Origin of the sequence: Micromonospora sp. NPDC049282, from assembly GCF_043197045.1 — a bacterium.
Taxonomy (GTDB): Bacteria; Actinomycetota; Actinomycetes; order Mycobacteriales; family Micromonosporaceae; genus Micromonospora.
Window position 1 is genome coordinate 211,021 of sequence record NZ_JBICSL010000008.1, and the last position, 14,655, is coordinate 225,675.

Here is a 14,655-nt window from a genome sequence, read left to right on the forward strand (position 1 = left end):
GCGTCGCGTACCCAATGCCTCAGAACTGGCGGATCGTGGCGAACCGCCGGGCGGACGCCGCCCGGGGATCGGGTGAGGCTGCTCACCGGCGCGCAGCTCACCGCGCCGACCGACATCCCGGTTGACGGCTCCCGGCTGGGTTACCGTCACAGCTCGGGGGGAAGATGTCGGCCTCGGGAAGAGAGGTGGACGCGGTGGCGACTCCGAAGGCGCGTGCCGGCCGGGCCGCCGCGCTGCACCGCAGGGCCGAGGCCGCGGCGACCGCGGCCGCCGGCATCCTGGACGAGATCCGGCCCGCGCCCGCCGACCATCACCGGCAGTACGAGCTGGCCGAGCGCCTGCGGGCGGCGGCCGAGCAGGTGGCGCCCGGTTGGGCCGGCGCGCCGCTGGAGGCCCTGACACCGGCCACGCCGCCGGGCGACGGCCCACCGGCCTGGGTTCGGGTCGGCGCCGCCGCGCCGCTTGACGACGCCCGCTTCCCCGCGCTGGTGCCGCTGTTCGGCAGCGGCCACCTGAGCGTCGACGTCGACGCCACGGATCCGCGGGTGGCCGGGCTGCTCCGGGCGCTGCTGCTGCGGCTGTTCGCGGCGACGCCGGCGGGCGCGCTGCTGGCCCGGGTGGTCGACGGGGGCCACGGTGACACGTTCGCGGGCTACGCGGCGCTCGCCGACGCGGGCCTGCTGCCGCCGCCGGCCACCGACCTCGTCGGGTGGCACGCGGTGCTGGCCGAGGCGGAGCAGTGGGTGGCCGCCGGGACGGCCCGGCAGCGCGGCCACGACCGTACGCTGCTGCTCGTGGTGGCCACGCTGCCGGACGGCGCGACCTCGGCGGACCTGGGGCGGCTCGCCGACCTGGCCGATCGGGGGCCCCGCGCCGGCCTGCACCTGGTGGTCGCCGGCTGGTCCGCCGGCAGTGCGCTGCCCCGGGCCACCCCGCTCGCGGTGCGCACCGCGTACGCGCTGGTCGGTGATCCGCCCACGGCCGGGTTCAGCAGCCCGGGCGCCGAGTCGCCGGGCGGGTTGAACTCGCCGGTGTTCGTGGACGAGGATCCGCCGGCGGAGCTGGTCGTCGAGGTGTGCCGGCGGCTGGCCCGGCAGATCGAGGACGGGTCCCGGCTCGGCCTGGCCGACCTGCTGCCGTCGGACGGGCTGTGGACGGCCGGCTCGGTCGACGGGCTCAGCACCACGGTGGGCGACGCGGCCGGCCGCCCGGTGAGTCTCGGCTTCACCGAGCTGACCCCGCACTGGCTGGTGAGCGGCCGGTCGCAGGCCGGCCGGTCGGCGTTCCTCACCAACGCGTTGTTCGGGCTGGCCGCCCGGTACGGCCCGGACGAGCTGGCGCTCTACCTGGCCGATCTGGGCGACGGCGAGTCTTTCGTGGAGTTCCTGCAGACCGAGCGGGACCGGTCCTGGGTGCCGCAGGTCCGGGCCGCCGGGATGGCCGCCGACCGGGAGTACGTCGCGGACCTGTTCGGCGAGCTGGAGGCGGAGGTGCGCCGCCGCGAGGAGGCGTCCCGGCGGGCCGGCGGGCAGCGCTACGCCGAGCTGCGCCAGCACCAGCCGCTGCCCCGGATCCTCTGCGTGATCGACAACTTCCCGCTGGTGCTGCGCGAGCGGGACCGGTTCGCCACCGACCTGCTCGCCCGGCTGGACGCGCTGGCCCGCGCGGCCCGCTCGTACGGGATCCATCTGGTCCTGGCCGGCGAGGGTGACCTGGGCATCGGCGGCCCGCGTGATCCGCTGCTCGGGCAGTTCCCGGTGCGGGTGGCGCTGCCCGGCGGCTCGGCGGTGCTGGAGCCGGCGAACGACTCGGCGGCCGGCCTGCCGGTCGGCAGCGCGGTGGTCAACACGGCCGGCGGGCTGGGCGGTCCGCGCGGCGCGACCCGGGGTCACGAGCGGATGATCCGCTTCCCGGACCCGTACGGGGGTCCGGAGGTTCTCACCGAGCTGCGGCGGCGGCTCTGGTCGGCCCGGCCGGAGGCGTCCGTCCCGCCGGTGGTGTTCGCCGGTTACGCCCGCCCGCTGCTCGCCAACGACCCGCGGCACCGGGCCGCGCTGGCCGGCCGGGTCCACGCGCCGGCCGCGCTGCTCGGCCGCGCGGTGGACGTCCGGCGCACCACCGTGGCGGTGCCGCTCGGGCCGGCCGCCGGGCGGAACCTGGCGGTGCTGGGCCGGGACGAGGAGGCGGAGCGGTTGCTGGTCACCGCGGTCCGCAGCGCGGCGGCGGCGCATCCGGAGCCGGGGCGGTTCGTGCTGGCGCCGCTGGCGAACGGGTCGGCCGAGCCGGCCGGTGTGCTCGCCGCCGAGCTGGCCGAGCGGCACCGGGTGGAGATTGTCGACGCCGCCGGGCTGCGGGCGGCCATCGAGTCGGGCGAGCCGGGTTATCTGGTGGTGTTCGGGTCGGATGTGCCGGACGCCACCGAGCTGCCGCCGGAGCTGCTGCGGTCGTTGCTGCTGGAGGGGCCGCCGGCCGGCCGGCACCTGCTCGGCTGGTGGCGTACGCCGGGCCCGCTGGCCGGGCTGCTCGGCCCCGAGGGCGAGGTGGACAAGCTCACCGCCGTGGCGGTCACCGACGTGCCGGGTGGCCGGCTGGAGCGGCTGTTCGACCGCCCGGTGTGGTGGCAGCCCCGCCCCGGTCGCGCGGTGCTCTGGGACGGCCCGGAGGAGCAGGGCACGGTCTTCGTGCCGTTCGGGGCCGGGGAGGCGGCCGGATGAGCGAGACTCCGACGGCGGTGCCGGGGCCGCGGGTCGGCGACCCGACCGTGGCGGTGGATCCCGCCGAGTCGGCCTGGGCGGAATACGTGGCGGCCGCACGGCAGCTCGACGGCGTACGCCGGGCGGCGGCGACCGCCGCCGGGGAGCAGGCCCGGTCGGTGGCGGCGGCCCGCGAGGAGCTGACCGGGGTACGCGAGCGGTTGGCGTCCCAGCAGTCCCGGCTGCGTGAGTTGGGCGTGCCGGCGATCTCCCTGGTTCCGACACCGCCGGAGGTGACCGAGGCGGCGCGGTCGATGGCGGGCGGGCCGTCCGCCGTGCTGGCGGCGCTGCGCTCGGCCGGCGGCTGGGCGGACGCGGCGGACGACACCCTGTCCGCGCGCGGTCTGCCCCGGCTGGCCCGCTGGCCGTCCCGCCCGCGCAACCTGCTGGTGTACGGGCCGGCGGCGCTTGTGGTGCCGCTGCTGCAGCTCGTCCTCTTCGCGGTCGCCGGCCCGGGTCCGGTGACCGTGCTGGCGCTGCTGGTGGGGCTGCCGCTGCCGGCGGTGGCGTTCATGCTGGGCTGGCTCGCGGTGGGGCGGATCTTCCGCCCGCGCCCGACCGACCGGGTGGACCGGACGCCCCGGTTCGGCGCACTGGTCTGCCTGGTTCCGGCGGTGCTCACCGCCGCCGGCCTGCTGCTGGCCATGCTGCCCGGCTGATCGTCCGGGGACGGCGGCGGCCGCGCCTCCGCAGGTGGGGAGCGCGCGGCCGTGGGAGTCCGCCGGGTCAGCGATGCATGATCAGGGCCATCGCCTCGGCCCGCGACTTGGCGTCGTTCTGCAGGCCGCCCCGCACCGCGGAGGTGATGGTCTTGGCGCCGGACTTCTGGATGCCCCGCATGGCCATGCACATGTGCTCGCACTCGAGCACCACGATGACGCCGCGCGGGGCGAGGCTGGACATCAGCAGGTCGGCGATCTGCGAGGTGAGCCGTTCCTGCACCTGCGGCCGGCGGGCGAACACCTCGACCAGCCGGGCCAGCTTGGACAGGCCGGTGATCCGGCCGTCCGGCCCGGGGATGTAGCCGATGTGCGCGCTGCCCCGGAACGGCAGCAGGTGGTGTTCGCAGAGGCTCATCACGTCGATGTCCCGGACGAGCACCAGTTCCTCGTGGTTGGCCTCGAAGGTGGTGCGGAGCACCTGCGCCGGGTCGACGCGCAGGCCGGCGAAGAGTTCGGCGTACGCGCGGGCGACCCGGGCCGGCGTCTGCTGGAGGCCGTCGCGGTCGGGGTCCTCGCCGACCGCGATGAGGATCTCCCGGACCGCCTTCTCGATCCGGCCGAGGTCGACGTTCTCCTCGACCGGGCCACCGGTCAGCTTGCCGCTGATCAGGCGCGCGGCCACGTAGTCGAGCGTGTCGTCGCCGTCGGGCTCGGTCGCGGAAACGGCCGGCTCCCGGTGCGGGGAGCCGGCCGTCGGGTCGCTGCTCAGTGCGTACCGTCCGAGTTGTTGCTGGAGCCGCCGACCGAGATGCCGTCGGCGGTGGCCTGCGCGTTGAGCGCGTCCTTCTCGGCCGGGGTGAGCACCGGCGGTTCGGTGGAGGGCAGGCGCTTGCCGAAGCCGTGGTAGGGCGCCATCGGCGGACGCTTGACCACTCGGGCGCAGATCCGGGCCATGTCGGCGGTGGAGAGCGTTTCCTTCTCCATCAGCTCCAGGACCATGTTGTCCAGGATGTCCCGGTATTCCACCAGGATCTCCCAGGCCTCGTCGTGCGCCAGTTCGATCAGCGCGCGCATCTCGCCGTCGATCTCGGCGGCCACCGAGTCGGAGTAGTCCCGCTCGTGACCCATGTTGCGACCGAGGAACGGCTCGTCGCCGCTGGTGCCGTACTTGATCGCACCGAGCTTGGAGCTCATGCCGTACTGGGTGATCATCGCGCGGGCCAGTTGGGTGGCCTTCTCGATGTCGTTGCCGGCGCCGGTGGTCGGCTCGTGGAACACCAGTTCCTCGGCCGCCCGGCCGCCCAGCGCGTACGCCAGGGTGTCGATCATCTCGGCCCGGGTCTGGGTGTACTTGTCCTCGGTCGGGAGGACAAGCGTGTGACCCAGCGACCGGCCACGGGACAGGATGGTCACCTTGTGCACCGGCGCGGCGTGCGGCAGCGCCCAGGCGACAAGCGCGTGCCCACCCTCGTGGTACGCGGTGATTTTCTTCTCCTGGTCGCTCATCACCCGGGTGCGGCGCTGCGGTCCGGCGATCACCCGGTCGATCGACTCCTCGAGCGAGTCGTTGCTGATCGCCCGCTGCTCCTTACGCGCGGTGAGCAGCGCGGACTCGTTGATCACGTTGGCCAGGTCGGCGCCGGAGAAGCCCGGGGTCCGCCGGGCGACCGCGTCGAGGTCGACGTCGGGCGCGAACGGCTTGCCCTTGGCGTGCACCCGGAGGATGGCCTTGCGGCCCTCCATGTCGGGGGCGTCCACCGGGATCTGCCGGTCGAACCGGCCCGGGCGCAGCAGCGCCGGGTCGAGGATGTCCGGCCGGTTGGTGGCGGCGATCAGGATGACGCCGCCCTTGGTGTCGAAGCCGTCCATCTCGACCAGGAGCTGGTTGAGGGTCTGCTCCCGCTCGTCGTGGCCGCCGCCCATGCCGGCGCCACGGTGTCGGCCGACCGCGTCGATCTCGTCGACGAAGACGATCGCCGGTGCGTTCGACTTGGCCTGCTCGAAGAGGTCACGGACCCGGCTGGCGCCGACACCGACGAACATCTCGACGAAGTCGGAGCCGGAGATGGAGTAGAAGGGCACCCCGGCCTCGCCGGCCACGGCGCGGGCCAGCAGCGTCTTACCGGTGCCGGGCGGGCCGAAGAGCAGCACGCCCTTCGGGATCTTGGCGCCCAGGGCCTGGTATTTCGCCGGGTTCTGCAGGAAGTCCTTGATCTCGTGCAGTTCCTCGACGGCCTCTTCCGCCCCGGCCACGTCCGCGAAGGTGGTCTTCGGCGTGTCCTTGGTGATCATCTTCGCCTTGGACTTGCCGAAGTTGAGCACCCGCGAGCCGCCGCCCTGCATCTGCGACATGAAGAACAGCAGCAGGAGCACCAGCAGCGCGATGGGCAGGAGGTTGACCAGCAGGCTGACCCAGATGCTGTCCGACGACACCTTGGTGTCGACCGCACCGGTGATCCGGTCCGCCGCCTCGGCCTCGCGGACCTGGTTCCAGACCTGGCCGCCGACCTCGTACGGGAACTGCGCCTCGATCTTGTCGGTGGTGGTGTCGTCGAACTTGGCCTTGTCCTTCAGGTCGAGCTGGAGCGTCTGCTCCTTGTCCTGGAAGACGACCTTCTCGATGCCACCCTTATTGAGCTGGTCGAGCGCAACGGATGTGTCCACCCGGTGGTAGCTGGGACCAGCGGTGAACAGTTGACTGAGCACAACGGCGCCGAGGATGACCAGGATGATCCAGACCACCGGTCGGCGGAAGAAACGCGTACGTTCCATGCTGTCGTCGGGCGCCGAGACGCCCGCATCCTCCTGATCGACGTCCTGACCGTCTGAATGGTGTCGCCGCCTCGGGCGGCGGCCGGAGCCGCCGTGCGGGCCGGCCCGACCCCCGGGGCGCGCGAACTGCCGCACCACGGTCATTCGACGGTACACCGTACAGGCGAGGTGTGAGCTTGCGAGCCCGGCACTTACGCGTACGGCGAACCAGAGTTCGAGCCGGCGTGGCGGGGAGCTCCGCACCCGACCCGCCCACGCCGCACGGTCACGCGGCTCGAGGGGTCGGGCGTGGAGGGTGCCTCCACGTCACCGGCCCCTACCGTAGACCGAAAGACTGAGAGCCCGCTGAACGTCCGCTGACGAGCAGCCCGTCGGCGCTCAGGCCCGGGCGTAGACCTCGGGCTTGAGCACCCCGACATAGGGCAGCTCGCGGTAACGCTCGCCGAAGTCGAGGCCGTAGCCGACGACGAACTCGGTCGGGATGTCGAAGCCGACGTACTTGACCGGGACCTGCACCTTGACCGCGTCCGGCTTGCGGAACAGCGCGACCACCTCGACGCTGGCCGCGGAGCGCGACTCCAGGTAACGCAGCAGCCAGGAGAGGGTCAGGCCGGAGTCGACGATGTCCTCGACGACCACCACGTGCCGGCCGGCGATGTCGCGGTCCAGGTCCTTGAGGATGCGGACCACCCCGGACGAGGTGGTGCCCTGGCCGTACGACGAGACGGCCATGAACTCCAACTCGGCGGGCGGGCCCTGGCGGCCCAGCGCGCGGGCGAAGTCGGCCATGAACATGACCGCGCCCTTCAGCACACAGACGAGCAGAAGACCGTCGTCGACGTGCGCGTAGTCCGCCGAGACCTGCTTGGCCAGCTCCGCCGTCTTCTCGCGGATCTGCGCCTCGGAGATGATCACGTGGTCGATGTCGGCGTCGTACCAGGAGCCGTCAGCCATGCTCCTAGCCTGCCGTACGGCGGATGGCCTCCGTCGGCGGGGCCGCTCCTTTTGGCGCGGTCCCGCCGGGGATCTTCGGCGCGAACGAAACAAATCACCTCAGCAGGTACGGGAGCGCCAGCGCCGGCCGTCGTCGGTCGGCTTCCAGTCGGCCGAGTCGCGGGTGTCGGCGGTGAGCCCGACGGCGCTGGCCCCGACGAGAAGGAGCAGGAAGAGCAGGAGCAGCAGAACGGTCATGGCGGCGCTCGCTTTCACATGGTTGAGGACTGTTTTCGCCGCCGGTGCGCACCGGACACCACTTAGTCTGCGGCCCGCCGTCCGCTGCGGACAGTGGCAGGAATGCCGTCGACCATCGATTTCCTGCCACTGTCCGGGTTACCCTCGTCACATGCTCCGTTCCGTTGCCGTCCTCGCGATGGACCGGGTCGCCACGTTCGAGCTGGGCGTGTTCGCCGAGGTCTTCGGCACCGACCGCACCGACGACGGCTTCCCCGCCTACCAGTTCCAGGTCTGCACGCCCGGCGGCCGGGCGGTGCGCACCTCCTCCGGCTTCCACCTCCAGCCGCACGCCGACCTGGCGCCGCTGGAGGAGGCCGACCTCGTGGCGGTGCCCGCGCACTTCAGCGGTGTCACCGTGCCCGGCGACGAGGACCTGCGCGCGATCCCGCCCGAGGTGCTGGCGGCACTGCGGCGGGCCGCCGCGCGCGGGGCGTACGTGCTGAGCGTCTGCTCGGGCGCGTTCGTGCTCGGCGTGGCCGGCCTGCTCGACGACCGCGAGTGCACCACCCACTGGCTCTACGGCGACGAGTTGCAGCGCCGCAACCCACGGGCCCGGGTCCGGTGCAACTCGCTCTACGTGCAGGACGGCCGGCTGCTGACAAGCGCCGGCACCGCCGCCGGGATCGACGCCTGCCTGCACCTGGTCCGCCAGGAGCACGGCTCGGCCGTGGCCACCCGGCTGGCCCGGCGGATGGTGGTCCCGCCGCACCGCGACGGCGGCCAGGCCCAGTACGTCGAGGCGCCGATCCCGAAGGCGCCGGAGGCGCCCACCCTGGAGCCGGTGCTGGAGTGGTTGATGGGCCACCTGGACCGCGGCGTGACCGTGGACGAGCTGGCCGCCCGGGCCGGGATGGCCCCGCGCACCTTCGCCCGCCGGTTCCGCGCCGAGACCGGCACCACGCCGCACGACTGGCTGACCAACCAGCGGGTGCTGCTGGCCCGCCGACTGCTGGAGGACACCCGCCTCAGTGTGGAGAGCGTCGCCGACCGGGCCGGCTTCGGTGACGCGGCCACGCTGCGCCACCACTTCACCCGCCGGGTCGGCACCACGCCGCAGGCCTACCGGACCACCTTCCGGGAGCGCGTCGACGCCTGACCGTCCGCGTCGCCACCTCGGCGAAACGGCGGCATCATCCACCCCCGGACACGGCCACCTCGCCGACCCGACCCGGCGTGGGCTTACCCACCCGGGGCGGTCAGCCGGCCGGCCTGCCGGCGCACCTGCCGGCCGCCGGGCAGATGCACCGGCCCCTGCCCGCGCCAGCCGGTCACCAGGGCGTCCAGCGCCGCCACGTGCCGGTGGGACAGGTCGGCCGGCGCGGCGCCCAACTCCCGCGCCCAGGCGTGCAGCACCCGGGTGCGGACCGCCGCCGGCAACGCGGCGAGCCCGTCCACCGCGAGCCCACCGCCGTCGGCCCGGACGTCGGCGAGCGCGGCGTCGGCCAGCGCGTCCAGCGCGGTCACGTCGGCCGCGAGCAGGCGGGCGGTCCGGGCCAGGTTCGCCACCACGCCCGGTCCGAGCGCGGCGACGAGCGCCGGCAGCGCCTCGGCCCGGACCCGGGCCCGGGCGTACGCCGGGTCGGTGTTGTGCGGGTCGGACCACGCCGACAGCCCGAGCGCGGCGCAGGCCGCCCGGGTGTCGGACCGCGCCACGTCGAGCAGCGGGCGCAGCAGCGGCACCCCGTCCAGCTCCCGCCGCTCGGGCATCCCGGCCAACCCTCGCGGCCCGGCGCCCCGCGCCAGCGCGAGCAACACGGTCTCCGCCTGGTCGTCCCGGGTGTGCCCGAGCAACACCCCGGCCGCGTCGTGCCGCCGGGCGGCCGCGACCAGTGCCTCGTAACGGGCCGTCCGGGCGGCGGCCTCCGGGCCGCCGGGCCGGCCGGCCACCCGGACCGGGACCACCTCGACCGGGTCGAACCCGGCCGTACGGGCCCAGCGGGCGACCGCCTCGGCCCGATCGACCGAACCCGGTTGCAGGCCGTGGTCGACGGTCACCAGGCCGGCCGGACGGCCGAGCCGCGGCGCCACGAACGCGGTGGCCGCGGCCAGGGCCAGCGAGTCGGGGCCGCCCGAGCAGGCCACCAGCACGGGTCCGGCCCCGGGCAGCCCGGTCAGCAGCCGGCGTACGGCGAGCCGCACGGCGGCGACGGCCGGCGCCGGCGACGGCGTGACCGGCGACCGCCCGGCCGGCACGTCCGGCGCGGCCGGTTCAGCCGGCGGTCGGGGTGGCACCGGCCGGCCCGTGCACCCGCGACACCCAGGCCTCCGGGTGGCCCAGTTCGTCGAGCCGGGGCAGGGTGAGCGGGGACGAGAAGATCTTGTTGAAGCCGGCCATGCCGACCCGCTCCACCACGCCGTGCACGAACTTGCGCCCTTCGGCGTACTGGCGCATCTTGACCTCGATGCCGAGCAGCCGCCGGATCGCCTTCTCCAGCGGGTTGCCGGACTCGCGACGGCGGTTGAACGCCGCCCGGATCGACTCGACGCTCGGGATGACCGTCGGGCCGACGCCGTCCATCACGAACTCGGCGTGCCCCTCCAGCAGCGTCATCAGCGCGGTCAACCGGTCCAGCACGGCACGCTGCGCCGGGGTCTGCACGATGTCGAGCACGCTGGAGCGGCTCTCCGGGTCCTTGACCGCGTCGGAGAGCGTGGCCACCCCACGACGTAGGCGCTCCAGCAGGTGCTCGCCGCCCTGCGAGGCGTCCACGAACGCCTGCACCTCGCCGAGGAAGTAGGCGCGCATCCACGGCACGGCGGTGAACTGGGTGCGGTGCGTCACCTCGTGCAGGCACACCCACAACCGGAAGTCACGCGGGTCGGCGCCGAGCTTCCGCTCGACCTCGACGATGTTCGGGGCCACCAGCAGCAGCTGGCCGGGGTCGCCGGCGAAGACCTCGTACTGGCCGAGCACCCGGCCGGACAGGTAGGCCAGCACGGTGCCGGCCTGGACCCCGGTGAGCCGGGAGCCGATCGCCTCGGTGAACGCGCCCGGCCGCTTGTCCCCGGAGAGCCGCTCGACCAGCGGGGTGATCACCTCACGCAGCCCGGCGATGTTGGCCGCCGCCCAGTCCCGGCGGTCGACCACGCGCACCGGCGGGTGGGCCACCTGGGCCCGTAGGCCGGTGTAGTCGGTCACGTGACCGGCGGCCTCCTCGGTCAGCCGGCGCAGGTCGCCGACCACGTCGGTGGCCTCGGTGTACGACACCCGAGGGCCCGACTTGCTCAGCGCCCCCGCGGTGGCGGCGGCCAGATCCCAGTCCACGAACTGCGCCATGAACCCACCGTACCCGCGCCGCGACACCCCCACCCGGGCTCGCGCCGACCGATCGACGCCCGTCGTCAGCGGCAGCCGCAGCCGGCCAGCGCGGACGTGATCCGGTCGAGCGCCTGCCGGGTCTCGTCGAGCGAACCCTGCGTCCGGTCGGTGAGCACGGCGAACGTGAGCAGCCGGCCGTCGGCGGTGGTCACCGTGCCGGCGATGGCGTTCACCTCGCTCAGCGTGCCGGTCTTGGCGCGCACCACGCCGGCGCCGGTCCGGGTGGCGGCCGTCCGGTAGCGCTCGTCGAGGGTGCCGGACCAGCCACCGACCGGCAGGCCGCCGAAGATCGCGGCCAGCTCGGGGTGGCTCCCGTTGCCGGCCAGCGTGATCAGGTCGGTGAGCAGCGACGGGCTGATCCGGTTGGTGCGGGACAGCCCGCTGCCGTCGGCCAGGCTGATCTCACCGACCGGTAGACCCAGCCCGCCGAGCACCTCGTCGGTGGCGGCCGCGCCCCCGGCGAAGGACCCGGGCTTGTCCTTGGCCAGCGCCACCTGGCGGGCCATCGCCTCGGCGATCACGTTGTCGCTGTCGCTGATCATGATGTCGACCAGCCGGATCACCGGCAGCGACTCGACCTTGCCCAGCTCGGCGCCGAGCGCGCCCGCCGCCCCGGCCGCCGGTGCTTTCCCCCGGGTCACCTGGGCGGCGCTCCCGCTGAGCCCGAGCAGCCTCGCGAACTGCCGGCCGGCGGTCAGGTCCGGCTCGGGGACCCGGTCCGCGGCGTGGTTGGTCTCCTCGGCGGTGCGCCGGGCGCGCGCCGGGTCCTTCCGGGCGCCGTCGGTCATCAGCGCGGTGATCGCCGCGCCGAACCCGCCGGTGGGGATGTCCGGGTCCCATCCGGGCTCGAAGACCGGGCCGCTGAACAGCGACGAGTCGACGACCACCTTCGTCGGGGCGGTGCCGCCGAGCGCGGCGCGCACCTGGGCGGCGAGGTCGTCCAGCCGGGCCGCGCCCGGGTAGAAGGCGTTCTTCCGGTCCACCGCGAGGGTGGGGTCACCGCCGCCGACCAGGACCACCTCGCCCGGGTTCGCGCCGGCCACCGCCCGGGTGGGGATCCGATGGGCCGGGCCGCGCGCGGACAGCACCGCGACGCCGGTGGCCAGCTTGGTCACCGAGGCGGGCACGGTCGGGGTGTCCGGCCCGCTGCCGTAGAGCGCCTTGCCGGTGGTCACGTCCGCCACCGACACGTTCACCCGGTCACCGAGCGCGGCGGCGCGCACCAGCGGATCCAGGGCGGCGCGGATGCCGGCCCCGGTGGGCAGCGGCGCGTTGGCGTCCGGGCCGGCGAGCACCGCCGGCGGGTCGGGCTCGGGCGGCGCGGCGGCCACGCCGGACGGGGTGCCCTCGCCGCCCAGCCAGCCGGCGACCGGGCCGGGACGGAGCACGGCCAGCCCTGCCACGGCGAGGACCAGCACCAGCACCCCGGCGAGCGCCACGACCAGCCGGACCCGGCGACGCCGGCCGGGGGGCGGCGGGACGGGCGGGGGCGGGACGGTCCCGGCCGGCGGGACCGGCGGGCTCACCGGGATCGGGGCCGGCCAGTCGCCCGGGACCGCCCGGCCGTCCGGGCGGCCCACGCGGGCCGACCCGGTGGCGGGGGTCCCACGGTGGGCGAGGTTGGCGCCGGGGACGGACACCCGGCCGGTGGCGCCGGCCGAGCCGGAACCGGATCCGGCGGACCGTCGCCCGTCAACCCCCTCGGGGCGGTAGTGTGAATCTTCCCTCCCCACGGCCCCCTCCTCCCCCGCTCGAAATCGCCTTGGGTGACACTACTTCGGTCCGAACACTATGCGGCGGCCGGAGCCGGCGGGGGCGTTCCTCCCGCGCGGGCGGCGAACCGCTGGTTTCCGTTAGCCAGCGTGGGCAAACGAGGGAGCGTGGAAGATGGATTTCGACGTCACGGTTGAGATCCCCAAGGGTCACCGCAACAAGTACGAGGTGGACCACGCGACCGGCCGGATCCGGCTGGACCGCACCCTCTTCACCTCCACGCAGTACCCCGCCGACTACGGCTTCATCGAGGGCACCCTGGGCGAGGACGGCGACCCGCTGGACGCGCTGGTGCTGGTCCCCGAACCGACCTTCCCGGGCTGCCTGATCCGCTGCCGCACCATTGGCATGTTCCGGATGACCGACGAGAAGGGCGGCGACGACAAGGTCCTCTGCGTGCCCTACGAGGACCCGCGCCAGGAGCACCTGCGCGACATCCACCACCTGGGCGAGTTCGACCGGCTGGAGATCCAGCACTTCTTCGAGGTCTACAAGGACCTGGAGCCGGGCAAGTCGGTCGAGGGCGCGACCTGGGTGGGCCGGGTCGAGGCGGAGGCGGAGATCGTCAACTCGTACCGGCGGGCCAAGGAGGCCGCGGAGCGCGGCGAGACGCTGCACTGACGGCGAGACTTCCGGGCCCGGGTCGCACACGCGGCCCGGGCCCTGCCGTGTTCAGGCGAGCAGGCCGCGGGCCCGGTCGTAGAGGTCGAGCACCGCGCAGGCCACCGGGACCACCGCGACCACCAGCGCGGTGTCGGTCAGGTCGGCCAGCCGGCCGAGGTACGGCGACAGCGGCCGGCGGGCGTACGTGGCGCCGGCGGTGACCGCCACCAGGGCCAGGGCCAGCCCGCCGACGGTCAGCGCGAGCCGTCCGCCCGGCCCGGCCCGTTCCGCGAGCACCGCCCCGAGCAGGGCGTAACCGGCCAGCCCGGCGGCGACCGCCGGCACCCGGTGCCGGACCGCCACGAAGAGCCGGGAGCGCAGCAGCAGCACCGCGCAGCCGACGGCGACCAGCAGCCGCCCGGCCGTCCCGCCGGTGGCGACGAGGACCACGACGGTGCCCACCGTCAGCACCGCGTGCCCGAGCAGCATCCCGGTCAGCGCCTCCTCGGCCCGGGCCACCGCCGCGTGCACCCGCCCCCGGTCGGGCAGGTCGCGGGTGCCGGCCGGGGTGGGCAGGGTGAGCGGCGGCAGCGGCAGCTTGCCGACCCGGATGGCCAGCAGCGGCAGCCCGCCGAGCGCGAAGACCAGGACACCGAGCAGCACGGCCGCCGCGCCGGCCGGGTCGAGCGGCAACGCGCCGAGGGCGGCCGCCGCGCCGACCGCGCCGACCGTCACGCCGGCCACCGGAACCCGGGACCGGTGCGCCACGCCGAGCAGGCCGAGCACCGCCACCAGCAGCAGCGCCACCGAGCCGACGAGCAGCTCGGGGGCGCCGACCCAGCGCAGGCCGGGGATCGGGCCGACCGGGTCACCCGAACCCACCGCGAGCGCGCCGGCCGTCGCCGCCCAGGGCAGCGCGTATCCGCCGAGGGTGGCGCCGGCCGGGCCGTCGCCGTAGGCGCGCGAGGCCGCGGTGGCGGCGAGCACCAGGATCAGGGCGACCGCCGTGGCGACCGGCCAGCCACCCTCGCCGGGACCGGTCGACAGCACCGCGACCAGGCCGACGGCCAGCGGCACGCCGGCGCCGGCCAGCGCGGCGGCCCGGGTCGCACCGGCCGACCAGGCGGTCCCCCGGCGGCGGGCCCCGTCGACGATCGCCTCGACCACGTCGTCGTACTCCAGCTCGGGCCACTCGGCGCGGGCCGGCACGAGATGCAGCACCTCGCCGTCGCGGACGCCCTGCGGCAGCAGCGCCTGGGCGGTGGCCAGCACCGCGCCGTCGGTGCGCCGCAGCACCCACCCGCCGTGCCGTTCGCCGTCGTCGGCGAGCCCTTCCCCGGCGTGCCGGAGCACCTCCGGCAGCAGCTCGGCCAGGGGAACCTGCTCCGGCAGGGCCACGTCGACGCGGCGCCGGGGCGCGCTGATCGTGACCCGGGCGAGCCCGCTTGTCATCGACGTATCTCCATCATCGAACCGGAACTGTGGGCTGACGGACGAGAGGACTTTACCTACGATGAGCCAGGCTCGGGTTACCCAGAGC

12 protein-coding genes are annotated in these 14,655 nt (G+C 74.9%); 4 read left to right on the forward strand and 8 right to left on the reverse strand.

Annotation, left to right across the window (positions count from 1 at the left end):
* Nucleotides 1-185 precede the first annotated feature (185 nt).
* Both ACGFI2_RS15820 and ACGFI2_RS15825 read left to right on the forward strand, forming a co-directional pair.
* Nucleotides 186-2,714: an FtsK/SpoIIIE domain-containing protein gene (locus ACGFI2_RS15820; RefSeq protein ID WP_393516771.1), complete on the forward strand. Its 2,529-nt coding sequence runs from the start codon at nucleotides 186-188 to the stop codon at nucleotides 2,712-2,714.
* A complete protein-coding gene (locus tag ACGFI2_RS15825) occupies nucleotides 2,711-3,412 on the forward strand; it encodes a hypothetical protein (RefSeq protein ID WP_393516774.1) in 702 nt (233 codons plus the stop codon). Before ACGFI2_RS15820 ends, ACGFI2_RS15825 begins: the two co-directional genes overlap by 4 nt.
* A gap of 67 nt (nucleotides 3,413-3,479) precedes the next feature.
* Here the strand turns inward: ACGFI2_RS15825 and folE are convergent, their stop codons facing one another.
* From folE to ACGFI2_RS15845, 4 genes are all read right to left on the reverse strand, one after another.
* Nucleotides 3,480-4,097, reverse strand: a complete 618-nt coding sequence (gene folE / locus ACGFI2_RS15830; RefSeq protein ID WP_393516777.1) for a GTP cyclohydrolase I FolE — start codon at nucleotides 4,095-4,097, stop codon at nucleotides 3,480-3,482.
* An 83-nt stretch (nucleotides 4,098-4,180) separates the two neighbouring features.
* Nucleotides 4,181-6,187 carry an ATP-dependent zinc metalloprotease FtsH gene (gene ftsH / locus ACGFI2_RS15835; RefSeq protein ID WP_393516780.1) on the reverse strand — a complete coding sequence of 669 codons (2,007 nt, stop codon included), beginning with the start codon at nucleotides 6,185-6,187 and terminating at the stop codon, nucleotides 4,181-4,183.
* A 378-nt stretch (nucleotides 6,188-6,565) separates the two neighbouring features.
* A complete protein-coding gene (gene hpt / locus ACGFI2_RS15840) occupies nucleotides 6,566-7,141 on the reverse strand; it encodes a hypoxanthine phosphoribosyltransferase (RefSeq protein ID WP_265009961.1) in 576 nt (191 codons plus the stop codon).
* 99 nt (nucleotides 7,142-7,240) lie between these two features.
* Complete coding sequence (locus ACGFI2_RS15845) at nucleotides 7,241-7,378, reverse strand: hypothetical protein (protein WP_393516783.1); 138 nt, start codon at nucleotides 7,376-7,378, stop codon at nucleotides 7,241-7,243.
* A 151-nt stretch (nucleotides 7,379-7,529) separates the two neighbouring features.
* Between ACGFI2_RS15845 and ACGFI2_RS15850 the strand changes: the two genes are divergently transcribed.
* Entirely contained in the window at nucleotides 7,530-8,516 is a 987-nt protein-coding gene (locus tag ACGFI2_RS15850; protein ID WP_393516786.1) for a GlxA family transcriptional regulator, read from the forward strand.
* An 83-nt stretch (nucleotides 8,517-8,599) separates the two neighbouring features.
* Here ACGFI2_RS15850 and tilS read toward each other — a convergent pair whose 3' ends face one another.
* From tilS to dacB, 3 genes are all read right to left on the reverse strand, one after another.
* Nucleotides 8,600-9,613, reverse strand: a complete 1,014-nt coding sequence (gene tilS / locus ACGFI2_RS15855; protein WP_393516951.1) for a tRNA lysidine(34) synthetase TilS — start codon at nucleotides 9,611-9,613, stop codon at nucleotides 8,600-8,602.
* A 16-nt stretch (nucleotides 9,614-9,629) separates the two neighbouring features.
* The gene (locus tag ACGFI2_RS15860; RefSeq protein ID WP_393516789.1) at nucleotides 9,630-10,697 is read right to left on the reverse strand and encodes a zinc-dependent metalloprotease; all 1,068 of its coding nucleotides are present in this window, start codon (nucleotides 10,695-10,697) and stop codon (nucleotides 9,630-9,632) included.
* Between the two features lie 65 nt (nucleotides 10,698-10,762).
* Nucleotides 10,763-12,178 carry a D-alanyl-D-alanine carboxypeptidase/D-alanyl-D-alanine-endopeptidase gene (gene dacB / locus ACGFI2_RS15865; protein WP_393516954.1) on the reverse strand — a complete coding sequence of 472 codons (1,416 nt, stop codon included), beginning with the start codon at nucleotides 12,176-12,178 and terminating at the stop codon, nucleotides 10,763-10,765.
* A gap of 448 nt (nucleotides 12,179-12,626) precedes the next feature.
* Here dacB and ACGFI2_RS15870 point away from each other — a divergent pair, with 448 nt between their 5' ends.
* Nucleotides 12,627-13,133, forward strand: coding sequence for an inorganic diphosphatase (locus tag ACGFI2_RS15870; protein WP_091070192.1), 507 nt, complete (start codon nucleotides 12,627-12,629; stop codon nucleotides 13,131-13,133).
* 51 nt (nucleotides 13,134-13,184) lie between these two features.
* Here the strand turns inward: ACGFI2_RS15870 and eccD are convergent, their stop codons facing one another.
* Entirely contained in the window at nucleotides 13,185-14,567 is a 1,383-nt protein-coding gene (eccD, locus tag ACGFI2_RS15875; protein WP_393516792.1) for a type VII secretion integral membrane protein EccD, read from the reverse strand.
* Nucleotides 14,568-14,655: the final 88 nt, after the last annotated feature.